We start from the raw sequence: 23,604 nt of genomic DNA, 5'->3' as shown, positions 1-23,604 counted from the left end.
GCTACTTCTTGTCGTTCTCGTCGTCGTCCACGACCTCGGCGTCGACGATGTCCTCGTCGTCGGCCGGCTGCTCGTCCGTGGGCTGGTCGCCACCGGCGGCCGCGCCCGCGTCCTGCTGCGCGTAGATCGCCTGGCCGAGCTTGCCCTGCGACTCGTTGAGCTTGTCGAAGGCGGTCTTGACGGCGTCGTCGTCCTCACCAGCAAGGGCGGACTTCAGGGCGTCGACGTCGGCCTGCACCTCGGACTTGACGTCGGCGGGCAGCTTCTCGTCGTTCTCCTTGATGAGCTTCTCGATCGAGTAGACGAGCTGCTCGGCCTGGTTGCGACGCTCGTTCGCCTCGCGACGGGCCTTGTCCTCGGCCGCGTGCTCCTCGGCTTCGCGGACCATGCGCTCGATGTCCTCCTTCGGCAGCGAGGAACCGCCGGAGATGACCATCGACTGCTCCTTGCCGGTGCCCTTGTCCTTCGCGGACACGTGCACGATGCCGTTGGCGTCGATGTCGAAGGTGACCTCGACCTGCGGGACGCCACGGGGAGCCGGCGCGATGCCGGTGAGCTCGAACGTGCCGAGCGGCTTGTTGTCGCGGGTGAACTCGCGCTCGCCCTGGAAGACCTGGATCGCGACCGACGGCTGGTTGTCGTCAGCGGTCGTGAAGGTCTCGCTCCGCTTGGTCGGGATCGCGGTGTTGCGGTCGATGAGCTTCGTCATCAGGCCGCCCTTGGTCTCGATGCCGAGCGACAGCGGGGTGACGTCGATGAGCAGGACGTCCTTGCGCTCGCCCTTCAGCACGCCGGCCTGCAGTGCGGCGCCGACGGCGACGACCTCGTCCGGGTTGACGCCCTGGTTCGGCGACTTCCCACCGGTCAGCGACTTGACGACCTCGGCCACGGCGGGCATGCGGGTCGAGCCGCCGACGAGGACCACGTGCGCGATGTCGTTGACCGACACGCCCGCTTCCTTGATGACGTCGTTGAACGGCTTCTTGGTGCGGTCGAGCAGGTCGGAGGTCATCTGCTCGAACTGGGCGCGCGAGATGGTCTCGTCCAGGTTCAGCGGGCCGTCTGCCGTCAGCGTGAGGTACGGCAGCTGGATGCTGGCGCTCAGCTGGCTCGAGAGCTCCTTCTTGGCCTGCTCTGCGGCTTCCTTGAGGCGCTGCTTGGCGATCTTGTCCGTGGACAGGTCGACGCCGTGCTCGTCCTTGAACTTCTTGATCAGGTAGTCGACGATGCGCTGGTCCCAGTCGTCACCACCGAGGCGGTTGTCACCGGAGGTCGCACGGACCTGGATCGTGGAGAAGTCGTCGTCCTTGCCCACCTCGAGCAGGGAGACGTCGAACGTCCCGCCACCGAGGTCGAAGACCAGGATGAGCTCGTCTTCCTTGCCCTTGTCGAGGCCGTAGGCCAGCGCGGCCGCGGTCGGCTCGTTGATGATGCGGAGGACGTTGAGTCCGGCGATCTCACCGGCGTCCTTGGTGGCCTGGCGCTCGGCGTCGTTGAAGTACGCCGGCACGGTGATGACCGCGTCGGTGACGTCTTCGCCGAGGTACTGCTCGGCGTCGCGCTTGAGCTTGCCGAGGATGCGCGCCGAGATCTCCTGCGGCGTGTACTTCTTGCCGTCGATGTCCGTCGTCCAGTCGGTGCCGATGTGGCGCTTGACGCTGGCGATGGTGCGGTCGACGTTCGTGACGGCCTGGCGCTTGGCGGTCTCGCCGACCAGGACCTCGCCGTCCTTCGTGAACGCGACGATCGACGGCGTGGTGCGCATGCCCTCGGCGTTCGCGATGACCGTGGGCTCGCCGCCTTCGAGAACGGAGACGACGGAGTTGGTGGTTCCGAGGTCGATGCCTACTGCACGTCCCATGTGTTGGTGCTCCTTCTGTTGGTGCGGATGCTGCTGAAGTCTGCGGACTTGCGTCCGATGGACTCAACTCTACTCCGGACTGGAGGCACGTCAACTCCGGGAGCTGAAAGTTGCGTCTGAGTGACGCAACTTCGACTAGTCTCGACCCCGTGCGATGGAGTCGAGTGAACTGGCCGTCAGTGGGCTACGTGTCGCTCGAGGACTTCGAGGGCAAGACCGACCACCTCGCCCGACTCGTGCAGGACGCACCACCGCCGGTCGCCGCCCTCGCCACGGTCCGATGGACCGACTCCCGCGTCGCCAGGTGGTCGGTCGAGGCCGGCCATCGGCACCAGGCATCCGCGAACGACGACACCGCAGCCCTGCCCGATCACGGCGAACCGGACCCCGTGGTCCTGCACGCGGACGTGCTGGTCCGCAACGACGAGGTGCTGGACACTCCCGAAGGACTCTGGCGCCGCTGGAACCACGCCCGCGTCCGTGTCCGCTTCGACGACGCCGTGATCGAGCCGCCGCTCCTCGACGCAGCGACCCTCCTCGCCGGTGACGCGCACGTCATCCGCGGTGAGATCGAGCACGCGGGTCGGGACGCCTGGGAGCTCCGGCTCCTCGTCTCCCCCATCGGCGAGATCGCCATCCGCTTCACGGACGTCACCATCGAGGTCCGCAGCGTCAACGAACAGGACTTCACCGACCTCGACTCGCGCCCGGCACGCGGCTGGCACGGTCCCGTGCCGGACGGCTGGGTGGAGTGGGCGGACGAGGTGGTCCGCGCGGCAGCGTACGGCGACCTGGGCGGCCTGCACCTCGCCGACGACGCCAGCGACGTCGACGACCTGGACCCGCGGTGGGGCTTCGCCCCGCTGCACGCCGCGGCCTGGTTCGACCGGCCGGAGATGCTCGAGGAGCTCATCGACCGCGGAGCCTCCCTCGAGCTGCACGACGTCGAGGGCCGCACACCACTGACGCTGGCCATCGACCGCGACGCGCGTCGTGCCGTCGCGGTCCTCGTCGCCGCCGGCGTCGACCTGGAGGCCCGGGACACCGACGGCAACACGCCGATCGTCCGCGCTGCATGGGGTGGCCACGCGGCGATCGTGCGCGCCCTCGCCGAGGCGGGGGCGGACCCCGGTGCGCGCGGGTCGCGCGGTGCGACGCTGCTCATCGCCGCGGTCGACTCCGGGGACGTCGACACGGTGCGTGCCGCGCTCGACCTCGACGTGGACCGGGACGCGCGGGACGACGAGGGCTCGACCGCCGCGGACCGCGCCGGCCTGCTCCGTGAGCCGACCGTGGCCCAGGTCCTCGCGAACGGAGCGTGACACACCGGCTTGTCGATATTCCTGTTCTGGATGCAGCACATCGGTTACTGTCCAGCACATGGGTTCCTCGACGACGCGACCACGCCTCCTGACCGTCCTCGCCACCACGCTCGTCGTGGCAGCCGCCGGCGGACTCACCGCCGCGACCCCGGCATCTGCAGCGGCGGGCATCCCGAACGACGCCGGCGGCTCGGTCCTGGGCGGCCCGTTCGCCTACCCGCCGTTCGACAAGAAGCTGACCGCCACCGCGACGACCCTCACCGCCACCGCCACACCGGATTGCCAAGAGGCGGTCCGATGCGAAGTCTCCGCTGCCGGCGCGACGCCGAGCAGCGGAGGACTCCGCCCGCTCTCGGTCGGCACCCAGCCCTGGCCGTCGTGGGTGCAGCCCGGCGAGGTCGTCACGGTGGTCTTCACCACGATCGCGCACGGCCGGAACGGCGGCCGGGACGAGGCGCGCGGCGGCGGCGACCCCTGGGTGGCGCGGCCGGGCCCGGCGCGGACGAAGCTCACCGCCGAGATCCGATCGGTCGACCCCGCCGCGAGGTCCGCGGTCATCGCCGGCACGGCGACGAAGGGTGCTCGTGTGTCGATCGGCGGTCAGGGGACGGTCGTCGACGCGAACACCGGCACGTGGTCGATCACGGTCACCGGGCTGTCGCTCGGCACGAACCCGCTCGTCGCGATCCAGGAGATCAACGGCATCGAGTACGACCGGGTGACCCTGTCCGTCGTGCTCGACCCGCCGGCGCTCGACCCGGTCACGGTGACCGGTCCGGCGACCGTGCAGCCCGGTGTCGAGAACCGGTTCACGGGCACCGCGACGCCCCGAGCCACGTTCCGCGTCCTGGACGCCTCCGGCAACCCGCTCACCCCAGGGGAGCACGCCGTGCTCGGGGACGGCACGTGGGCGTTCGCCCTGACCGTTCCGGCAGGTGTGACGGAGTTCCGGTTCGCCATCGAGCAGACCGCGAACGGGCGGACCGAGACGAGCCGGCTGTTCACGATCCCGGCGGACACCAGGAGCGCGCCGGCTGCCCGGTGACGGGCAGCCGGCGCGTCAGGACTGGCGGGTCAGGACTGGAGCGCGTTCGCCGCAGCGACTCCGCCGTACCAGTGCGCGGACGGCTTCGGGGTGCGCTCGAACGTCACCGGGTCCCAGGACACCAGCCCGAACGTCGGCCGGAAGCCGGACGCCCACTCGTAGTTGTCCAGGAGCGACCAGTGCTGGTACCCGAGGACCTCGATGCCGTCCTCGATGCAGCGGTGGATCCCCTCCAGGGCGCCCTGCGTGTACGCCTGGCGACGGGTGTCGTCCGCGGTCGCGATGCCGTTCTCGGTGATCATGAGCGGGACGTGGCCGGAGAGCTCCCACGCGCTACGGAGTCCGTCGGCGGAGGCCTCCGGGTAGAACTCCCAGCCGGTCAGGGTGGTCTCTTTCGTCTCGGCGACGGGGAGCGGGCCGTTCGGCCCGACGAACGTGCGGGTGTACGCCTGCACGCCGAGGAAGTCGTCGCCGGCGGCGTTCTCCAGGTACCAGTCGTCGCGCGGGTACCCGTACTCGCGGAGCATCTCGTCGGCGCCGGGCTCGCCGTTCGAGCGGAACGCCTGGGTCGCGACGGTCCACCCGGACTGGAGGCCCGACACCTGTCCCAGCACCTCGCGCGACCGCTGGTGGCTGGCCAGCAGGGCGTCGGCGACTCCCAGGTCCGGGTTCGGCAGGCCGTAGGCCACCAGGTTCCTGGCGTCCTCGCCTCCGGCGAGCATCGCCGCGATGTTCGGCTCGTTGATCGTGCAGACGTAGCGGACGCCGTCCGAGACGACGGGGAGCGCCGCCTCGGTGTAGCGGGCGAAGCGGTCGGCGGCGTCGGGTGCACGCCAGAAGCCGTCGCGCTCGAACCACCGGGGCACGGTGAAGTGCATGAGGGTGACGATCGGCTCGATGCCGAACTCGTGGCAGGCCTCGACCATCCGGCGGTAGTGGTCGATCTCGGCACGGCTGACGAACCCGCGCTCCGGTTCGATGCGCGCCCACTCGATGCTGAACCGGTAGGAGTTCAGCCCGAGGTCGGCCGCGATGCGGATGTCCTCGCGGTACCGGTGGTAGCTGTCCGCGGCGTCCCCGGAGGGCTCGACGATGGAGGTGTCCGGCTCGTGCTCGTGCACCCACCAGTTGCTGTTGACGTTGTTGCCCTCGATCTGGTGTGCAGCGGTGGCCGCGCCCCAGAGGAAGCCGTCCGGGAATGTCAGCGTGGTGATGATGGGGTCCTTTCAGTGCTCGGACAAGAACGCGTCGAAGACGGCGACCGTCCCGAGCGGGTTCTCGACCTGGGGGCCGTGGTAGCTCTCCGGGATGACCGCGTAGTCGGCGCCGAGCCGCTCGGCCATGTCGTGCTGCCACGGGATCGGCCATGCCGCGTCCCAGACGCCGTGCGCCACGAGGGTCGGGAGACCGGTCTCGCGGAGCGCGTCGGTGGTGTCGGACGGGTCCTCGAGGATGCCTGCGCCGGCGAGCACGCTGAGCACGCTCGTGTGATCGATGCGCTCGCGGACCATCCGGACATCGTCGGGGAGTTCCTCGTCGGGACGACCGGCCCAGAGCGGGTTCGTCGCGTCGAAGAGCGCGCGGTTGCTGCACGACTCCGAGACGATCGCGCGTTCAGCGGCCTTGCGGTTCGCCCAGCCGTGCGGGCCGGAGCAGAACATCGTGACGTCGCGGAAGGCGCTCGGGTGCTGGATCGCGGCCGCGCGGACGATGACCCCGCCGAGCGAGTGCCCGATGAGGTGCACGGGCGCGCCGTCGTCGAGGAGCCTCGCGACCCGGACGACGTCGGCGGCTTCCTGCTCGAGCGTGTACTCGCTCCGGTCCGTCGGCGCGACCGAGTCGGCCTGGCCGCGACGGCTGATCGCCACGGCGGACCATCCGGCGTCGCGGAGGACCGGCAGGAAGGTCCGCCAGTCCTCCTTCGAGCCGGTGTACCCGGGGACGATCAGGACGGTGCCCTTGGACTCGCCCTCCGGCACGATCCGGTACGCCGTCAGTCGTCCGATCGGCAGGTCGACGCCGACGACGTCGACACCGTCCGGGGTGGGCAGGTGTCCGAAGGCGGTGACCGCCTCGAAGTCGTGCAGGGTGCTCACAGTGCTCCTTCCGCCAGCCGTCGGCGCGGGTTCGGCACCGCGTCGAGCAGGTCGATCGTGTAACTGTCCTGCGGGTTCTGCAGCACGTCGGCCGTCCGCCCGCGCTCGACCACGGCGCCGTCGTGCAGCACCATGATGTCGTCGGTGATGAGCCGGGCGCTCAGCAGGTCGTGCGTGATGTAGAGGAGCGAGACGCCCCACTGCTCGCGCAGGTCTTCCAGCAGCGCCAGCACGCCGGCACGGAGCGTGACGTCGAGCATCGAGACCGGCTCATCGGCGATGATCACCTGCGGGTCGCTCGCGAGCGCCCGGGCGATGACCACGCGCTGCCGCTGCCCGCCGGAGAGCTGGTGCGGGAGCTTCTGCGCGAACTGCTCCACGGGCGTGAGCCCCACGGTCTCGAGGAGTTCGAGCACGCGGTGCCGCGCTTCCTTGCCGCGGAGGCCGGTGAAGTTCACGACCGGACGGGTCAGCGTGTACTCGACCGTGTGCAGCGGGTTGAGCGCCGCGTACGGGTCCTGGAACACCATCTGCACCTCGGAGCGCAGATCCCGCAGGCCCCGGCGCCCGAGCTTCGCGACGTCGAGGTCACCGAAGCGGACGGTGCCGCTCGTCGGCTTCTCGACGCCCGTGAGCATCTTCGCGATGGTCGACTTGCCGGAGCCCGATTGGCCGACGAGCGCGAGCGACTGCCCCGGCTCGAGCGTGAACGACACATCGCGGACGGCGCGCACGGGCTCCTCGCCACGACGCGGCGGGGCGTAGGTCTTCACGAGGCCGTCGACGACGATCGGGTTCTTCGCGGCCGTGCGCTCGCGGGTGCCGACGGTGGCGTGCGAGGTCGTCGCCTCCTGTCGCTTCTCCCCCGACTCCGCGCGGAGCGAGCGGTCCGGGAAGCCGGGCAGCGAGACGACCTCGGCACGAGGGTCCGCGTAGTGCGAGAGCAGCATCTGCGTGTACTCGTCCTGCGGGTCGCGCAGGATGTCGCGGGAACCGCCGTCCTCGACGATCCGTCCCTCGTGCATCACGAGGACTCGCTCGGTGGCCTCGAGCACGATGCCGAGGTCGTGGGAGATGAGCACGGCCGTGAAGCCCTCTGATCGCTGCAGCTCGATGATGGTGTCCATCACCGCGTGCTGCACCAGGACGTCGAGTGCCGTCGTCGGCTCGTCGAACACCATGAGCTGCGGCTCGAGCGAGAGCGCCAACGCGATCGACACGCGCTGCCGCATGCCGCCGGACAGCTCACCCGGGTAGCGGGCGAGCATCGAGTCGGGGAGCTTGACCTTCCCGACGAGCTCGCGCATCCGGCTGTCCCAGCGCTCGCGCGGGACGTGACCGTGCGCCTTGAAGATGTCGATGAAGTGGTTCCGGATGGTCCGCACCGGGTTGAGCGCGTTCATTCCGGACTGCAGCACCATCGCGAAGCCACCCTGCCGCTGCTGGCGGAGTGCTTCCTCGTCGAGGTCGCGGATGTCCTTGCCGGCGAAGACGATGCTGCCGCCGTTCGTCCGCGCCGGCGGCTTCTGCAGTCGGGTCAGCGCGTAGCCGAGCGTCGACTTGCCGGAGCCGGACTCGCCGACCAGGCCGACGAACTCGCCCTTCTTCAGGGAGAACGACACGTGGTCGACCGCTTGGACCGCGGTCTGGCCGGCCGACTCGTAGACGACCGACAGGTCGCGGACGTCGAGCAGGACGTCCGCAGCCCGCGGGGCGGACGTGATGGGAGCCTCCAGGCTGGTCATGCGGCCTTCTCCTTCTTGACCCGCGCGCCCTCGCGCAGTCGCGGGTTCGACACGGCGTCGACGCCGAAGTTGATCAGGGTCAGGCTCATCGCGAGGAGCGCGATGCACAGACCCGGTGCGAACAGCAGGATCCACTGACCGGTGAGGAGCGCGTTCGAGTTCTGCGCCCAGTAGAGGATCGTGCCCCAGCTGACGATCGAGGAGTCGCCGAGGCCGAGGAACTCCAGGCCGGCCTCCGCGAGGATCGCGCTCGTCGCGGCCCCGAAGAAGCTGCCGACGATCAGGGACGTCATGTTCGGCAGGATCTCGCGGAACACGATGCGGGTCGCGCCCTCACCGGAGAACTGCGCGGCGGTCACGAAGTCGCGACCGCGGAGCGACTGCGTCTGCGAGCGGAGGACGCGAGCGCCCCATGCCCAGCCGGTCACCACGATGACCGCGATGATGACGGCGATGCCGCCGTTCTGCAGGTAGGCCGCGATGACGATCATCAGGGGCAGGCCCGGGATGACGAGGAAGAGGTTCACGATGAACCCGATGACCTCGGCGATCCAGCCGCGGACGTAGCCCCAGCTGAGGCCGATCGCGACGGCGACGAGCGTGGACAGGATGCCCGCGACCGCGCCGACGAGGACCGAGATCCTGGCGCCGTAGATGATCTGGGAGAGGACGTCCTCGCCGGCGGCGGTCGTCCCCATCCAGTGCGCGGCGGTCGCGTCCTGGCTTCGCGGGAATCCGTTCTGACTGGCTCCGTACGGCGCGAGGAGCGGGGCGGCGATCGCGACGATCACGAAGACGGCGAGAATGATGATGCCGATCCTGGCCTTGGTGTTCCCCCAGACGACCCCGAACTGGCGGGCGGCTGATCTGAGCTTGCTCGGGGCGGTTTGCTCTGGAGCTTCTTGAGTGCGTACTGCGACAGTGCTCATCGTCGAGTCCTCGGGTCCAGGACGCCGTAGAGGACGTCCACGATGAAGTTGGCGATGAGCACCGACACGGTGATCATCAGGAAGAGTGCCTGCATGAGCGGGTAGTCCTGGCCGATGACGGCGTTGAACAGCAGGTAGCCGATGCCGGGGTAGCCGAACACCTGCTCGACGAGGACTGAGCCGCCGACGACACCACCGAGCGCCAGACCGAAGCCGGTCAGGTTCGGCAGGATCGCGTTGCGGGCGGCGTACCGGACGGCGACCGTGCGACCACGGAGGCCGTTCGCCTCGGCGAAGGTCACGTAGTCGTCACCGAGCGTGTTGATCATCGCGTTGCGCATGCCGATGATCCAGCCACCGAGGCTCGTCACCAGGATCGTGACCGCCGGCAGGATCGCGTGCTGGATCGCGTCGCCGATGAAGACGCCGCTGAACCCCGGTGTCGTGGTCGCCGAGTACGCGCCGGTGGTCGGGAACCAGTGCAGGACGTAGCCGAGGAAGAACAGCAGCAGGAGCGCCGTCCAGAAGTACGGGAACGTCGACATGAAGCTGCCGGACAGGGTCGGCAGCGAGTCGAGCCAGGTGCCGCGCTTCCACGCGGCGCCGACGCCGATCAGGGTGCCGAGCACGAAGGCGATGATCGTGACCAAGCCGACGAGGATCAGCGTGTACGGCAGTGCGCGGGCGACCAGGTCCCCGACGTTCTGCGGGTAGAACGTGTAGCTCACGCCGAAGTCGAGCGTGACGACCTGGTGCAGGTAGCTGACGTACTGGTCCCAGAGGTTGCCGGTCGGGACGCCGAGCTGGGCCTCGATGGCCTTCTTGGTGGCGTCGGTGACCGGGCCGTTCTGGCTGAGCTTCGCGAGTGCCGCGTCGGTCGGGCTGCCGGGCATGAGGCGCGGGAGCACGAAGTTCAGCGTGACCGCTGCCCAGAGGGTGAGGACGAAGAGGACGAGTTTCTGGAGGATGTACTTCACCGGTTGTCCTCTGCGTCCTTCAGGATCTTCTGCCCGGCGGCGCTGTCACGGAGCCGGAGCTTCGAGAAGATGAGCAACGGGGCGGAGTCGTAGTTCTGCGGCGCCATGTACGGGTCCTTCGCGCTCGGCCAGCCGACGAACTTGCTGGTGTTGAAGAGCCCCCAGAGGCCGCCGTAGTACATCCCGATGACGGGCAGGTCGTTGTAGACGACCTCCTGCAGCTGGTCGAGGATCTCCTGCTGCTTCGCGGTGTCCGTCGTCGCCTTGTACTCGTCGAGGAGCTTCTGCGTGTCGGCGTTCTTGTAGCGCTCGTAGTTGTTCACCGTCGACTTGCCGACCGGCTGGTAGAAGTCGGAGCTCAGCAGCGAGTTGAACGCCTGGTACACGTCGCCGTTGCCCATGCCACCCATCGCCATGTCGAACGTGCCGTTGTTGATGTTCTGCTGGTACCCGGCGGGCTGCGGGGCCTGGATCGTCACCTTGATGCCGATGGCCGTCAGGTTGCGGCGGACCTCCTGTGCGGCGCGGAGCCAGTCGGAGTACCCGTTCGCGGTCATGATCGTGATCTCGAGCTGCTTGCCGTCCTTGACGATCTTGCCGCCCTGTTCCACGTAGCCGGACTTCGCGAAGGAGGCCTTCGCGGCGTCGACGTCCTGGGTGATGACGCCCTTGTCGGGGATGGCGTCGTTCACGTACTGCTCCTGGTTCGGCAGGATCAGGCCGGTCTGCGCCGCCGCCTTGAGGTTGCCCTCGGTCGCGGTCTCGGCGATGTCGTCACGGTTCAGCGCGAGCGAGATGCCCCGGCGGACGTTGACGTCGTTGTACGGCGCCTTCGTCAGGTTCGGGATCAGGCCGATGACACCGCCCGGCGGGAACCAGTACGTGTTCGTCTTCGATGCGGCACCCCACGTGCCCTTCACGTCGGAGATGAACGAGTACGCCCAGTCGTAGCCACGGGTCACGGTGTCGAGCTGCGTGTTCGTCGCCGGCAGGATCAGGTGCTTGATGGCGATCTTGTCGGCCTGCCAGTAGGACGTGTTCTTGTCCATCGAGTACTGCTGGTCGGTGTAGTTCCCGAGGACGAACGGACCGGTGCCGACGGGGTTCGGGTCACGGAAGGTCGTCGGGTCCTTGACGTCCTTCCAGTGCTGCTCGCCGAGGATGTACGTCTGCCCGATGATCGTCAGGCTGGGCACGTCCTCCGACTTCAGGTGGAAGACCACGTGCTGGCCCTGCTGGTCGATGCTGGCGATGTGCTGCCACGCACCCTTGACGTCCATCGCGGGGAACTTCTTCAGCAGGTCGAACGTGAAGACGACGTCCTTCGCGCTGAACGCGTCGCCGTTGGACCACTTCACGCCGCTGCGGATCGTCATGTCGATCGTCTTCGCGTCGGGCTGCGTCCAGCTGCTCGCGAGCCACGGGTTGCGCTTGCCGTCGAGCGGGTTCACCTCGATGAGGGGCTCGTACATCCACTTCGACGCCGTGCGGGCGTTCGCGATGTACGGGTTGAAGTTGCGGTCGAACAGCGGGTTGCCGTGGTCCGCGTTGATGAGCATCGTGTCCTTGCCGATGCTCGGGTCCGGCTGGGAGCGGACCTGGATGCTGCAGCCGGTGGCGGTGAGGGCCACGACTGCGAGCCCGGCGAGGGCCGCCATCAGGCGTCCGCGCCGTCGTGCGCGCTGGCCGCGCGTGCGCTGTGGGGGAAGCGTCATTGCTCGGTCGACCTCCGTGTCGAGTGGGTACCGAGACAATGTATGCGCTTACATCGCGCTGCGCAAGCGGGGGGTTCCGGTGTCCCCCGTCACGGTTCTCTCGGGTACCGGCGGCCGGCCGGCGCGCGGCGTGCGACCGGTCACAACGCCCCGCTCAGGTTCACCCAGCGGTCACGAACCGTCGCCAGAAGGCGCGGGGACCGACGAGATGTGACCAGTCGGCGAGCAACCAGCGGGGTGTCGTGACCACTCCGGACTGCGGCGGGCGGGAACCGAGGCGCGAAATTGGGCACGAGCACGAGCACGAGTACGAGGACGAGTACGAGTGCGGGCACGACGCGCGGGCACGACGCGCGGGCGCGAGCCCGCCGCGCGTCAGAGCGCCGGGGGCAGCTCTCGCGCAGGAGGACCTCGACGGGCAGGCGCATCGAGCGCGGGGGCCCGGCGGGGCTGTCCAGCCGGTCGACGATCGCCGCGACGGCAGCGCGCCCGAGCGCCCCCATCGGCTGGTGCACGGTGGTCAGTCGCGGCGACGAGAACCGCCCGGCGTCGATGCCGTCGAACCCCGTCACGACGACGTCCTCGGGCACGCGGAGCCCAGCGGCGAGCAGCCCGTCGAGGACGCCGAGCGCCGACTGGTCGTTCGAGCACACGATCGCCCGCGGCACACCATCGGCCAGCAGCGGCCCGACGAGCTCCCGCGCCCGGACCCGCCCGAAGTCGCCGTGCACCGTGCGGACGGACGACGCCTCGACACCGTGGTCCGCGAGCGCCGCCGCGAACCCTGCCGCACGCTCCAGGTCGTCCGGCGAGTCGATCGGCCCGGCGACGTACGCGATCGACCGGATGCCCAGCCGCCCGATGACGTGTGACGCCAGCGTGCGCATCCCGGCGGCATTGTCGACACTGACGGAGTCGAAGCCGTGCGAGCGTCGGTCGTCGGCGAGCATCACGACGGGGATCCGGCGGGCGACGTGCTCGAGCAGGTCGTCCGGCACGGTCTGCGCCAGCACCGCGAGCCCGTCGACCCGGCCTGCGACGTCGTTCACGATGACGTCGCGTGAGGGACCTCGACCGGCGGCGACCATGAGTGCGAGGCCACGCTGCCACGCCTCCGTCTCGGCGCCGCGGAGGACCTCGTCGAAGTACAGGTTCGAGGCGAACGGCTGCGTCACGTGCCGACGGTCGTCGACCACGCGGACGCCGCCGTCGGTGACGAGCCCTGGTCGCTCGTCCGCGACGACGTCGAAGCCGGGGAGCAGCAACCCGATCACGCCCGTGCGACGTCCGGCAAGCGCTCGAGCATTGCCCGACGGGACGTACCCGAGTGCTCGGATCGCCGCCTGCACGCGGTCGCGGGTGCCCTCGCGGACGGCGTCCGGCGTGCGCAGCACGCGGGACACGGTGGCGATGGAGACGCCGGCTGCGGAGGCGACGTCGTAGACCGTGGGAGGTGCCGTGCGCTGGTCGGCCAACCCGTGCCTCCCGTCCGTCTGGTGATCCGTACCGGGGCGAGCCGCCCCGACAGCGGACCATCCTAGGCACCGGTCGCCGACACACTTCTCCACAACCGCCGAGGGACCCTTGCGCGGTCCGAAGCGATCCGACGACACTGGAGCGACCTCAGTACGTCCCGTGGGGAAGCGCAATCAGCGGACGGTGTCCGCATCATCGCGGGCATGCGCCCGCACTCGGGAAGGACGATCGAGATGTCACAGTCGACACATTCCGGGCGCCGCGACGCGCACCGCCTGAACCGCGACGAGGCAGAGGTGCGTGACGCGCTCCTCGAGCACTCCGAAGACTCCGTGAACGCCTGGATCGCCGAGGAACGGACGCGCATCGAGTGAGCCGCTGACGCGGCCCCGGACAGGAGGCCCGGTGCAGCGAGTCTGCGCCGTCGCCTCGTGGAGCGGGTCGCGTTCCGTGCTCGCCGTGGGTCGCGCAGATCGGGTGGCGCCTGGTCGCGTCGCGGTGGGTCGAGTGCCGGCGCGCTCAGCGCTCCGTCGCGCCCACGATCGCCATGCCGGCACCGCGGAGACGGCGGCGCTCCTGCGCGATGAAGGCGAGCAGACGGTCGTTCGTCCCCGCGACGTGCGCGGCGAGCAGTTCGGCCGCACGGTCGGCATCCCCGGCCTGCACGGCGTCGAGGATCGCGCTGTGCTCGTCCCACGCGGCGTCGCGGGCCTCGGGCGTCCGGACCTCGATCCAACGCGTCCGCTCCAGTCGGGTCAGCGCATCGGCGATCGCGTCGGTGACGAACCGGTTGCCGCCGAGGGCCGCCAGGTCGAGGTGGAACGTCGAGCCCATCCGGATGCCGGCCTGCTGGTCCGGCGTCGGCTGCAGGGTGTCGAGGTGCGACCGGACCTCGGCGAGCTGCTCGCGGGACGCGCGCGCGACGGCGAGCCGTGCGGCGGCGGGCTCGAGCACGCCGCGGAGCTCGGCGAGCGACGCGATCTCGTCGAGGTCGATCGGGGTGACGGTCCACGAGCGCCCCTCGTGGAGGATCAGCCCCTCGCGCTCCAGTCGTGACAGCGCTGCACGGACGGGCGTGCGCGAGGCGTGGAAGCGCGCCTCGAGCCCGCGCTCGGAGATGCGCTCCCCCGGCGCGATGTCGAGTGTGAGGATCGCGCCACGGAGGTTGTCGTAGAGCTGGGCCGTCTGCGACACGGGGGCTGCGTCGGTCGGTTCGGTCACGGCACATCAGCCTAGTGGCGCGGCGCCTCGGATGGTATACCGTTTTGGTATACCAATCAGTTCGCGACGAAACGACTGCTTCCATGACGACGACGGCTCCCCGCACGGCCGCGACACCCCCGATCACCGCCCGCGCCTGGACGATGCTCGCGCTCGGCGTCGCCGCGCAGGCCGCCGGCACGCTCGTGGTCTCGGCACCGGCGTTGCTCATCCCGTACCTGCACGCCCAGGGCACGTCGCTGACCCTCGCGGGGCTCCTGGCCGCCGCTCCGACCTTCGGCATGGTGCTGACGCTCATCGCCTGGGGCGCGATCACCGACCGGTTCGGCGAGCGCATCGTGATCGCGGGCGGTCTGGTCCTGACGACGCTCGCCGTGGTCGGCGCGTGGGCCGCGGCAGGGAACCCGGTGTTGCTCGGGCTGGCGTTCCTGGCGGGCGGCATGACGAGCGCGTCCACGAACGCCGCGAGCGGACGCGTGGTCGTCGGCTGGTTCCCGAAGGAGCGTCGAGGGCTCGCGATGGGGATCCGGCAGATGTCCCAGCCGCTCGGGGTGACGCTCGCGGCGGTCACGGTGCCGCAGCTCGCCGAGGCGCAGGGCATCAGGGCGTCGCTCGTCCTGCCGATCCTCCTCTGCGCGGTGCTCGCCGTGTCGTGCGCGATCGGCATCGCGAACCCGCCGCGGCCGGTCCGCTCAGAGGCGGCGACGACCGTCACGGCGAACCCCTACCGGACGAACGACTTCCTGTGGCGGATCCACGCGGTGTCGATCCTGCTCGTGGTGCCGCAGTTCACGCTGTCGACCTACGGCCTGGTGTGGCTCGTCGGGCTCGGGTGGTCGACGCCCGCGGCGGGGCTGCTCGTCGGGGCGTCGCAGTTCGTCGGCGCGATCGGACGGATCCTCGTCGGCGTGTGGAGCGACCGGGCGGGATCCCGGGTCGGACCACTGCGCATCGTCGCGATCAGCGCCGCTGTGGTCATGGTCCTGCTGGCACTCGTCGACGCGACACACCTGGCCGGCGCGGCGGTGTTCCTCGTCATCGCGACGAGCGTCACCGTGGCGGACAACGGGCTCGCGTACACGTCGGTCGCCGAGGCCGCTGGGCCGTTCTGGTCCGGGAGAGCACTCGGGGCGCAGAACACCGGGCAGTTCATCGCGGCGAGCGCCGTCGGCCCGGGGATCGGTGCGCTCGTGGGGGCGCTCGGGTTCGCGGCCTCGTTCGGCATCGTGGCGGTCCTGCCACTCCTGGCGCTTCCCCTGGTCCCGCGCGCCGACCGCTCCCACGACTGACCCGCGCGGCAACCACGCGCGATTCGTCCCACAACGCCGGCAATGGGATGCGGAATCGCGCGTAGGGGGTCGGAACTTCCGACCTCCTACGCGCGATTCGACCTCCTACGCGCGATTCGACCTCCTACGCGCGAAAGGGCCTCCTCCCGCTCAAGCCGGGACGGTCGGGCCCACCGGCCAGCGCAACAGCGCCGCCGCAGCAGCCCCTCCGGGCAACGACGCCGCGTTCACGAGCACGAGTTCCGCGTCCGTCAGCACCGCAGCACGCACGAGCGCGCAGACGGCGGGCACGGGGCCGATCACCGGCACGCCGGCAGCCTGCTCCGGTGCGGTCGCGATCCACGGCGCTGCCCCGAGCGCGAGCAACGTCCGCTCACCCACGGCCACGGCGTCGAGCGCGATCGTCGCACCCTGGGCCTGCTGCAGTGCCTCCACGACGGGTCCGAGCCCGGTCACCGCCTGGTTGTCCCCGCGACCGACGTGGGACCGGAGCGCGTCCTCGAGGTCGTGCCGGTGCTTCGCGATCACCCGGGCGAGGGCGACGCGCACGTGATCGCCGAGGACCTCCTCGTCGAACCCGCCCCCTGGTACCTCGCTGACGAGCCGACGTGCGTCGGACGACAGCCGCTCGATGAGCATCGGACGTGCCTGCAGGTCCCCGGCCACGACGATGAGCGCCGGCGAGAGTCGCGCGACGGCCTTGTCGATCGCGCTCGCGACCTCGCTCGTGTTCTGCCGCCAGACCTCCTCGGTGCGACTCTGCCAGCGCGGCTGCTTCCAGTCGCCGAACCCGCCCTTCACCTTGTGCTGGTCGAACGTCTCCCCGGAGATGCGCTCCTCGTCGTCGGCGGTCGCCGGGTGCCCGAGCTTGAACGCGCGGTACCCGCCACCGTCCTTGCCGACCTGGACGACCAGGAACGGCAGGTCGATCGGCCGGTGCGCGACGAGCGGCACGAGGTCGGGGACGGCCCCGACGCCGATCGACTCGGCCGCATGCATCGGACCGGGCAGGACCTCGCTCAGCACGAGGGAGCCGTCGTGCACGAGCACGTACCGCGCAACCGGTGACGGGACGCCGGGGCTGTTCTCGAGCTCACCGGCGATGACGTCGACCGCGTCGAGGTCCGAGCCCTGCGCTCGAAGTGCCTCCTCGACCCCGCGGAGCTTCAGCGCCGCCTGGCGACGCGGATCCTCGACGTTGCCCGAGGCGTCCACGTAGGCCCACGCCCACGTGCCTCCGCCCTCCAGTCGCTGGCCCAGGATCCGGTGCAGTTCGTTCGTGACGTTGGTCGACGTCATGGCAGCTCCTTCGGTTGGACGGAGCAGGAACTCGAGGAGCCCCTGCGCTCTCACGTTCCGACCACACTCCACCCGTCGGAGCTCCGACGTCACACATCGGAGGGAACACCCAGCGCCGAAATCGCACTGTCGCTCGGTTTTGTGGTTGGCTGAACTGCAACCCCGATCGACGACGAACCGGAGTGCGACGGCAATGACGCCCCCATCACCACGACCCATCTCGAGACGACAGCTGTTGGGCTTCGGCATCGGAGCAGCCGCGACCGGCCTGCTCGCCGGATGCGCGGTCCCGGGATCCACGAACGTCAACAAGGCCGGGGTCATCCCCGCGGCCGCGAGCGGCGAGACGGTCCAGATCACCTACTGGGCGTGGCTCAAGGACCTGCAGAAGGTCTGCGACGTCTGGAACGCGAAGAACCCGCACATTCAGGTGTCCGCGAACTGGATCCCCGGCGGCAACTCCGGCGGGTACCAGAAGATGTACTCCGCGCTCGCGGCCGGCGGCGGCCCCGACATCGGGCAGGTCGAGCTCCGGCAGATCCCCGAGTTCATGCTCGCGAACGGCCTGGTCGACCTCGCCCGCTACGGCGCGAAGGACAACCAGTCGAAGTACGACGAGGCCGCGTGGGCCCAGGTCTCGTTCGTCGACGGCGTCTACGGCATCCCGCAGGACACCGGCCCCATGGGCTTCTACTACCAGACCGCGCTGCTCGAGCAGGCCGGCGGCGAACCGCCGGCGACGTGGGACGAGTGGCGGGAGTTGGCCGACAAGGTCAGGAAGACCGGGCCGCAGAACTACCTCGAGGTCTTCCCCGTGGCCGACGCCTCGCCCTTCGCCGCGTACGCGCAGCAGGCCGGTGCCCGGTGGTTCAAGGTCGACGGCGACGAGTGGGTCGTCGACATGACCGACGACAAGACCCTGATGGTCGCCGACTTCTTCGACGGGTGCATCGACGACAAGCTCGTCGACACGAGCGCCGGCGCCTACACCCCCGGGTGGTACGCGTCGGCGGCGAGCGGCAAGATCGCAGCCGTCACGAGCGCGAGCTGGGGCGACGCCCTCATCGAGTCCGTGCAGGGCGGCGAGGGCAAGTGGAAGGTCGCGAAGATGCAGACCTGGGGCGACACGGGCTACGGCTCGAGCGCGATCGGCGGCTCCACGGCCGCGGTCCTCGCGAACGCGAAGCACCCGAAGGAGGCGCTCGAGTTCATCACGTGGATGACCACCTCGAAGGAGGGCATCGACGCGATGATCAAGTACTGCGGCATCGGGTGGTCGCCCGCGGTGGACTACATCGGCAAGCAGCGCGAGCAGCCGAGCAAGTGGTTCTCCGGCCAGAACTACAACGAAGAGGTCTTCGTGCCGGCGTCGAAGGAGCAGAACATCGACTGGTCCTGGTCCCCGGTCACGCAGTCGGCGTTCACCAGCTTGCAGAACCAGTTCCGCCGGAAGCTCACCTCCGGTCTGAAGCTGCGCGACGCCGTCGAGCTCGCGCAGAAGGAGATCGTCCAGTCCTTCAAGGACAAGGGCCTCAGCGTCAGGACGGCACGATGAGCACGCAGCCGAACACCGCCTTCCGCACGTCGACGAAGGCCACCCGCGCACAGAAGCGCGCGCCGTGGGTCCTCCTCGCGCCGTTCCTCGCCCTGTTCGTGCTGACGTTCATCATCCCGATCATCAGTGCGCTGTTCCAGAGCTTCACGACCGTCGACCGGAAGGGCCTGTTCGGCGAGGACGGCGTCACGGGCCGCTTCGCCGGGTTCGACAACTACGTCACGGCCCTGAACGACTCCGGCTTCGTCGCCTCGATCGGCCGCATGCTGCTGTTCGGCATCGTGCAGGTCCCGGTGATGATCATCGCCTGCACGATCCTCGCGCTGCTGCTGGAGTCGGCGAGCGCCCGCTGGCCCGGGTTCTTCCGCGCGATCTACTTCATGCCGTACGGCGTCCCCGGCGTCATCGCGACGATCCTCTGGTCGTTCCTCTACGTGCCCGGCCTGTCGCCGATCGTCGCCCTGCTCCAGTCGATCGGGCTGCAGCCGGACTTCCTCGGCGCCAACAGCGTGCTGTGGTCGATCGCGAACATCGTCACGTGGACGTACACCGGCTACAACATGCTCATCATCGTGGCGCAACTGAAGTCCATCCCCGGCGAGGTCTACGAGGCCGCCAAGATGGACGGCGCCGGTCCGATCCAGGTCGCCTGGCGCATCCAGATCCCGCTCATCGCGCCGGCTCTGGTGCTGACGACGGTGTTCTCCATCATCGGCACGCTGCAGCTCTTCGCGGAGCCGCAGATCCTGTCGACGGTCGCGCCGGCCATCGATACCGAGTACACGCCGAACTACGCCGCGTACACGAACGCGTTCGCGTTCAACGAGTACGGCGTCGCGAGTGCGCAGGCGGTCATCATCGCCCTGGCCGCGTTCATCCTGTCGTTCGCGTTCCTCGCGTTGACGAACCGGCCACCGAAGGAGGAACGCGACCAACGCAAACGGGCCAAGAAGGACGGACTGGAGGCGCGGCGCGCGCTCCAGACGCGCGCATCCGCCGTCCGTCCGGTCACCTCCCAAGCCGACCCGAGCCTCCAGTCCGGTCGCGTCGCGACCATCGAAGGGACCGAACGATGAGCGGCGAGACCATCCAGGCGCCGGTGACCAAGCAGGCCGCCGAACCGGTGGACACCACGTCCATCTCGGCGCACCAGCGCCGCAAGCTCGACCGGTCCGGCAAGAGCCAGATCGTCGTCACGGGCATCCTCGTGATCGTCGCGATCTACTTCCTCGTGCCGCTGTACTGGGTCGTCATCGCGGCGACGAAGACCACCGGCGCGCTGTTCTCCACGAACGGGTTCTGGTTCGGCGGCGAGTTCGCGCTGTTCAGCAACATCCAGCAGGTGTTCACGTACGACGGTGGGATCTTCGTCCGCTGGATCGCGAACAGCATCCTGTACTCGGGCGTCGGTGCCGTGCTCGCGACGTACTTCGCCGCAGCCGGCGGGTACGCGCTCGCGAAGTACGAGTTCCGCGGGCGGCAGCTCGTGTTCGGGACGATCCTCGGTGGCGTGCTCGTGCCGGGGACCGCGACGGCGCTGCCGCTGTTCCTGCTGTTCTCGACGCTCGGCCTGACCGACACGTACTGGAGCGTGCTCATCCCGAGCCTCGTCTCCCCGTTCGGCCTGTTCCTCTGCCGGGTGTACGCCGCGGCGTCGATCGACACGGCGCTCATGGAGTCCGCGCGACTCGACGGCGCCAGCGAGCTGCGGATCTTCCACACGATCGCGCTCCGGCAGATGACGCCGGCGCTCGTGACGGTGTTCCTGTTCCAGGTCGTCGGCATCTGGAACAACTTCTTCCTGCCGCTGATCATGCTGGCCGACCAGAAGCTGTACCCGATCACCCTCGGGCTCAACAACTGGCGCGCACAGGTCGACCGGCTGCCGGAGTTCTACCAGCTCACCACCGGCGGGGTGCTCGTCTCGGTCATCCCGCTCGTCATCGCCATCATCGTCCTGCAGCGCTTCTGGCGCGGGGGCCTCACGGAAGGATCGGTCAAGGGTTGACCACTCCCGACCTCGCGTCCACCGCACCCGGATCGGCGTCCCGGCTGACGCCCAGAGCATGGCTGCACACCGACGCACCGTCGCTGTCGCTCGACGGGGAGTGGGACTTCCGCTGGTCGCCCGTCGCCGACGCAGCGCCGTTCGAAGACCCGGACGGATGGGGCACGCTGCCGGTCCCCGCGCACTGGGTCCTGCACGGGCACGGGGCGCCGAGCTACACGAACCTGCAGTACCCGTTCCCGATCGACCCGCCGAACCCGCCGGAGGAGAACCCGACGGGCGACTACCGACGGACGTTCGACGTGCCGACGACCTTCGACGCGGCGGCGCGCGTGCTGCTCCGCTTCGACGGGGTGGAGTCGCACTTCCGGGTGTGGCTGAACGGCGACCTCGTCGGGTGGTCGACCGGGTCGCGCCTGGCGACGGAGTTCGACGTGAGCGACCTGCTGCGTCCGGGGTCGAACGAGCTCCGCGTCCGCGTGCACCAGTGGTCGGCGGCGTCGTACCTCGAGGACCAGGACCAGTGGTGGCTGCCCGGGATCTTCCGCGACGTCACGCTGCTGGCGCGGCCGACGGCGCCGATCGACGACGTGTTCGTCAGGGCCGGCTGGTCCGCGACGCTCGGGTCAGCGGCGACGGCAGGGACTGCCGCGTCCGGACGTCCGTCGACGGGTTCCGGGACCATCACGGTGCCGACGCTCGACGCGGTGTTCCCGGTGCGGTTCGCGGTGCCGGACCTCGGCATCGACGTGGTGTGGGCATCGGCGTCCGACGTGGAGCCGATCGAGGTCGAGGGCGTCGAGCCGTGGAGCGCCGAGCTCCCGAGGCTGTACGACGCGACGCTGGCCACCGGGACCGCGGCGGGCGGGAGCGAAGGCGGTGAGACCGTGTCGCTGCGGCTCGGGTTCCGCACGGTGCAGATCGTCGGTGACCGGTTCCTGGTCAACGGCGAACGCGTCGTCTTCCACGGGGTGAACCGGCACGAGACCCACCCCGAGCGGGGAAGGGTCTTCGACGAGGAGCACGCCCGCAAGGACATGGCGCTCATGAAGCGCCACAACGTGAACGCCATCCGGACCTCGCACTACCCGCCGCACCCCCGCGTGCTGGACCTGGCCGACGAGCTCGGGTTCTGGGTGATCCTGGAGTGCGACCTCGAGACGCACGGCTTCGTGTTCCTCGACTGGCAGGGCAACCCGTCCGACGACCCCGCGTGGGAGGACGCCTACCTCGACCGCATCGAGCGGACCGTCGAGCGCGACAAGAACCACCCGTCGATCGTGATGTGGTCGCTCGGCAACGAGTCCGGCACCGGGCGGAACCTCGCCGCGATGTCGACCTGGGTGCACGCCCGCGACCCCGAACGCCCGGTGCACTACGAGGGCGACTACACGGGCGAGTACACCGACGTGTACTCGCGGATGTACCCGACGCTGCAGGAGACCGAGTCGATCGGCGGCGGGACCCCGACGCCCCTGCTCGGCTGCGGCCCCGCCGAGGCCGCACGGCAGCGGTCGAAGCCGTTCATCCACTGCGAGTACGTCCACGCGATGGGGAACGGCCCCGGGCAGATCCAGGAGTACGAGGACCTGGCCGACCGGTACCCCCGGCTGCACGGCGGGTTCGTGTGGGAGTGGCGCGACCACGGGCTGCTGGCACACACACCCGACGGCACCCCGTACTACGCCTACGGCGGTGACTTCCACGAGGTCGTCCACGACGGCAACTTCGTGATGGACGGCCTCGTGCTGCCCGACGACATCCCGACGCCGGGGCTCGCGGAGTACGCGGCCGTGGTCGCCCCGATCCGCATCTCGGTCGGGAACGGCACGGTCCTCGTCGAGAACCGGTACCACTCCGCCTCGACCGCGGGCCTGCGGTTCCGTTGGACCCTGGCGCGGAACGGCGTCGTCGAGTCCTCGGGCCGGATCGCCCCCGGCGTGATCGCCGCTCGCGAGTCGGCAACGGTGCCCGTCCCGGACGACGTGCTCGGCGCAGCTGCCGGCGACATCGCCCCCGGCGAGGAACTGTGGTTCGACGTCGTCGCGGAGCTCGCCGGACCGACGGCCTGGGCGGACACCGGCCACGTCGTGGCACGCGCCCAGACGCTCGTCGCGAGCCGTCCGGCGGAGGTCCCACGAGCCTCCAGGACGGGGTGGGACGGCGACCGACTCGGGGAGGCGACCTTCACCGAACGCGGTGACCTGTCGAGCTGGAAGGGACTGCCCGTCGCCGGGCCGCGCCTGGAGCTCTGGCGCGCGCCGACCGACAACGATCGGCTGGCGTCGCAGGGCGGCTACGAGACCGCTGACCCGGTACTGACGCACGGTGTGGGCGATCCCGACGCGCCGGCGTCGGCGGAGAAGTGGGTGCGTGCCGGGCTCGACCGGCTGACGCACCGGCTGATCGACGTCGAGCGGACCGAGCACGGTCTCGTGCAGCGGGTCCGGGTCGCGGCGGCGAACAGCGGCGCCGGTGTCGAGGTCACGCACCGCTGGACCCTGACGGACGAGGGGCTGCTGCTCGACACGACGGCGATCCCCTTCGGCGCCTGGGACGTGACGTGGCCGAGGATCGGCGTGCGGATCGACCTGCCGGTGTCCCTCGTGTCCGAGGACGCGGCCGTGGAGTGGTTCGGGACGGGGCCGCTCGAGTCGTACGCGGACTCGTCGCACGCGGCGCACGTCGGCCGGTTCGGCTCCCCGGTGTCGCTGCTGAACGCGAACTACTCCAGGCCGCAGGAGACCGGGCACCGTCCGGGCCTCCGTTCGCTGACGGTGGGGCCGTTCACGGTGTCGACGGTCGGGGCGCACCGGGCGGGGTTCACCCTGACGCCGTGGACCGCGCAGCAGGTGAGCCGTGCGGCGCACCCGTACGAGCTCCCGACGCCGGACGCGCTGTACCTGTACCTCGATGCCGCCCAGCACGGACTCGGGAGTCGCGCGTGCGGGCTGGACGTGCTCCCGGAGCACCAGCTGTGGCCGTCCACCCGCGTGTGGAGCGTGCTGCTGGCGTAGGCGGCGGGGCTCCGCGATCCGCGCCGGCGGTCGGCGGGCGGAGGGGCGG

18 protein-coding genes are annotated in these 23,604 nt (G+C 69.9%); 8 read left to right on the top strand and 10 right to left on the bottom strand.

Features of this window, described 5'->3' with window-relative positions; genetic code table 11:
- Position 1: 1 nt before the first annotated feature.
- Entirely contained in the window at positions 2 to 1,861 is a 1,860-nt protein-coding gene (gene dnaK, locus QK288_RS05350) for a molecular chaperone DnaK (RefSeq protein ID WP_281266771.1), read from the bottom strand.
- A 164-nt stretch (positions 1,862 to 2,025) separates the two neighbouring features.
- Between dnaK and QK288_RS05345 the strand changes: the two genes are divergently transcribed.
- Both QK288_RS05345 and QK288_RS05340 read left to right on the top strand, forming a co-directional pair.
- The gene (locus tag QK288_RS05345; RefSeq protein WP_281266770.1) at positions 2,026 to 3,183 is read left to right on the top strand and encodes an ankyrin repeat domain-containing protein; all 1,158 of its coding nucleotides are present in this window, start codon (positions 2,026 to 2,028) and stop codon (positions 3,181 to 3,183) included.
- Between the two features lie 58 nt (positions 3,184 to 3,241).
- Positions 3,242 to 4,228 carry a hypothetical protein gene (locus QK288_RS05340; RefSeq protein WP_281266769.1) on the top strand — a complete coding sequence of 329 codons (987 nt, stop codon included), beginning with the start codon at positions 3,242 to 3,244 and terminating at the stop codon, positions 4,226 to 4,228.
- A 29-nt stretch (positions 4,229 to 4,257) separates the two neighbouring features.
- Here the strand turns inward: QK288_RS05340 and QK288_RS05335 are convergent, their stop codons facing one another.
- The 7 genes from QK288_RS05335 to QK288_RS05305 form a co-directional block, all read right to left on the bottom strand.
- Entirely contained in the window at positions 4,258 to 5,433 is a 1,176-nt protein-coding gene (locus QK288_RS05335) for a family 1 glycosylhydrolase (RefSeq protein WP_281267662.1), read from the bottom strand.
- A 21-nt stretch (positions 5,434 to 5,454) separates the two neighbouring features.
- Positions 5,455 to 6,324, bottom strand: coding sequence for an alpha/beta hydrolase (locus QK288_RS05330; protein WP_281266768.1), 870 nt, complete (start codon positions 6,322 to 6,324; stop codon positions 5,455 to 5,457).
- On the bottom strand, positions 6,321 to 8,069 hold the full coding sequence (locus QK288_RS05325; RefSeq protein ID WP_281266767.1) for an ABC transporter ATP-binding protein: 1,749 nt from the start codon (positions 8,067 to 8,069) through the stop codon (positions 6,321 to 6,323). Before QK288_RS05325 ends, QK288_RS05330 begins: the two co-directional genes overlap by 4 nt.
- On the bottom strand, positions 8,066 to 8,998 hold the full coding sequence (locus tag QK288_RS05320; protein ID WP_281266766.1) for an ABC transporter permease: 933 nt from the start codon (positions 8,996 to 8,998) through the stop codon (positions 8,066 to 8,068). Before QK288_RS05320 ends, QK288_RS05325 begins: the two co-directional genes overlap by 4 nt.
- Positions 8,995 to 9,975: an ABC transporter permease gene (locus QK288_RS05315; protein ID WP_281266765.1), complete on the bottom strand. Its 981-nt coding sequence runs from the start codon at positions 9,973 to 9,975 to the stop codon at positions 8,995 to 8,997. The genes QK288_RS05320 and QK288_RS05315 overlap by 4 nt, the downstream gene beginning before the upstream one ends.
- On the bottom strand, positions 9,972 to 11,690 hold the full coding sequence (locus QK288_RS05310) for an ABC transporter substrate-binding protein (RefSeq protein ID WP_281266764.1): 1,719 nt from the start codon (positions 11,688 to 11,690) through the stop codon (positions 9,972 to 9,974). The genes QK288_RS05315 and QK288_RS05310 overlap by 4 nt, the downstream gene beginning before the upstream one ends.
- A gap of 140 nt (positions 11,691 to 11,830) precedes the next feature.
- Positions 11,831 to 13,165 carry a LacI family DNA-binding transcriptional regulator gene (locus QK288_RS05305; protein WP_281266763.1) on the bottom strand — a complete coding sequence of 445 codons (1,335 nt, stop codon included), beginning with the start codon at positions 13,163 to 13,165 and terminating at the stop codon, positions 11,831 to 11,833.
- Between the two features lie 234 nt (positions 13,166 to 13,399).
- On the opposite strand from QK288_RS05305, the gene QK288_RS05300 reads away from it, so the two are divergent.
- Positions 13,400 to 13,540, top strand: a complete 141-nt coding sequence (locus QK288_RS05300) for a hypothetical protein (protein WP_281266762.1) — start codon at positions 13,400 to 13,402, stop codon at positions 13,538 to 13,540.
- Positions 13,541 to 13,685: 145 nt separating this feature from the next.
- On the opposite strand, the gene QK288_RS05295 is transcribed toward QK288_RS05300, so the two are convergent.
- Positions 13,686 to 14,387 carry a GntR family transcriptional regulator gene (locus tag QK288_RS05295; RefSeq protein ID WP_281266761.1) on the bottom strand — a complete coding sequence of 234 codons (702 nt, stop codon included), beginning with the start codon at positions 14,385 to 14,387 and terminating at the stop codon, positions 13,686 to 13,688.
- Positions 14,388 to 14,470: 83 nt separating this feature from the next.
- Here QK288_RS05295 and QK288_RS05290 point away from each other — a divergent pair, with 83 nt between their 5' ends.
- Positions 14,471 to 15,676 carry an MFS transporter gene (locus QK288_RS05290; protein WP_281266760.1) on the top strand — a complete coding sequence of 402 codons (1,206 nt, stop codon included), beginning with the start codon at positions 14,471 to 14,473 and terminating at the stop codon, positions 15,674 to 15,676.
- A 150-nt stretch (positions 15,677 to 15,826) separates the two neighbouring features.
- Here QK288_RS05290 and QK288_RS05285 read toward each other — a convergent pair whose 3' ends face one another.
- Positions 15,827 to 16,975 carry a Vms1/Ankzf1 family peptidyl-tRNA hydrolase gene (locus QK288_RS05285; RefSeq protein WP_281266759.1) on the bottom strand — a complete coding sequence of 383 codons (1,149 nt, stop codon included), beginning with the start codon at positions 16,973 to 16,975 and terminating at the stop codon, positions 15,827 to 15,829.
- A gap of 193 nt (positions 16,976 to 17,168) precedes the next feature.
- Here QK288_RS05285 and QK288_RS05280 point away from each other — a divergent pair, with 193 nt between their 5' ends.
- Genes QK288_RS05280 through QK288_RS05265 form a run of 4 tightly spaced genes read left to right on the top strand, consistent with a single transcriptional unit; the run spans position 17,169 to position 23,555 of the window.
- Positions 17,169 to 18,530, top strand: coding sequence for a sugar ABC transporter substrate-binding protein (locus tag QK288_RS05280; protein WP_281266758.1), 1,362 nt, complete (start codon positions 17,169 to 17,171; stop codon positions 18,528 to 18,530).
- Entirely contained in the window at positions 18,527 to 19,606 is a 1,080-nt protein-coding gene (locus QK288_RS05275) for a sugar ABC transporter permease (protein ID WP_281266757.1), read from the top strand. Before QK288_RS05280 ends, QK288_RS05275 begins: the two co-directional genes overlap by 4 nt.
- Positions 19,603 to 20,538, top strand: a complete 936-nt coding sequence (locus QK288_RS05270; protein WP_281266756.1) for a carbohydrate ABC transporter permease — start codon at positions 19,603 to 19,605, stop codon at positions 20,536 to 20,538. The genes QK288_RS05275 and QK288_RS05270 overlap by 4 nt, the downstream gene beginning before the upstream one ends.
- Positions 20,535 to 23,555, top strand: coding sequence for a glycoside hydrolase family 2 TIM barrel-domain containing protein (locus tag QK288_RS05265; protein WP_281266755.1), 3,021 nt, complete (start codon positions 20,535 to 20,537; stop codon positions 23,553 to 23,555). Before QK288_RS05270 ends, QK288_RS05265 begins: the two co-directional genes overlap by 4 nt.
- Positions 23,556 to 23,604 lie beyond the last annotated feature (49 nt).

Origin of the sequence: Curtobacterium sp. 9128 (assembly GCF_900086645.1) — a bacterium.
In the GTDB taxonomy this organism is placed as follows: Bacteria; Actinomycetota; Actinomycetes; order Actinomycetales; family Microbacteriaceae; genus Curtobacterium.
Note: the sequence above shows the minus strand (reverse complement) of the source record. Positions and strands in the feature narration are given on the sequence as shown.

Excerpts from the sequence above, each read along its gene's own strand:
- QK288_RS05280 (WP_281266758.1), top strand. The coding sequence starts at position 17,169 with ATGACGCCCCCATCACCACGACCCATCTCGAGACGACAGCTGTTGGGC.
- QK288_RS05340 (WP_281266769.1), top strand. The coding sequence starts at position 3,242 with ATGGGTTCCTCGACGACGCGACCACGCCTCCTGACCGTCCTCGCCACC.
- dnaK (WP_281266771.1), bottom strand. The coding sequence starts at position 1,861 with ATGGGACGTGCAGTAGGCATCGACCTCGGAACCACCAACTCCGTCGTC.
- QK288_RS05285 (WP_281266759.1), bottom strand. The coding sequence starts at position 16,975 with ATGACGTCGACCAACGTCACGAACGAACTGCACCGGATCCTGGGCCAG.
- QK288_RS05300 (WP_281266762.1), top strand. The coding sequence starts at position 13,400 with ATGTCACAGTCGACACATTCCGGGCGCCGCGACGCGCACCGCCTGAAC.
- QK288_RS05310 (WP_281266764.1), bottom strand. The coding sequence starts at position 11,690 with ATGACGCTTCCCCCACAGCGCACGCGCGGCCAGCGCGCACGACGGCGC.
- QK288_RS05270 (WP_281266756.1), top strand. The coding sequence starts at position 19,603 with ATGAGCGGCGAGACCATCCAGGCGCCGGTGACCAAGCAGGCCGCCGAA.
- QK288_RS05325 (WP_281266767.1), bottom strand. The coding sequence starts at position 8,069 with ATGACCAGCCTGGAGGCTCCCATCACGTCCGCCCCGCGGGCTGCGGAC.
- QK288_RS05275 (WP_281266757.1), top strand. The coding sequence starts at position 18,527 with ATGAGCACGCAGCCGAACACCGCCTTCCGCACGTCGACGAAGGCCACC.
- QK288_RS05320 (WP_281266766.1), bottom strand. The coding sequence starts at position 8,998 with ATGAGCACTGTCGCAGTACGCACTCAAGAAGCTCCAGAGCAAACCGCC.
- QK288_RS05290 (WP_281266760.1), top strand. The coding sequence starts at position 14,471 with ATGACGACGACGGCTCCCCGCACGGCCGCGACACCCCCGATCACCGCC.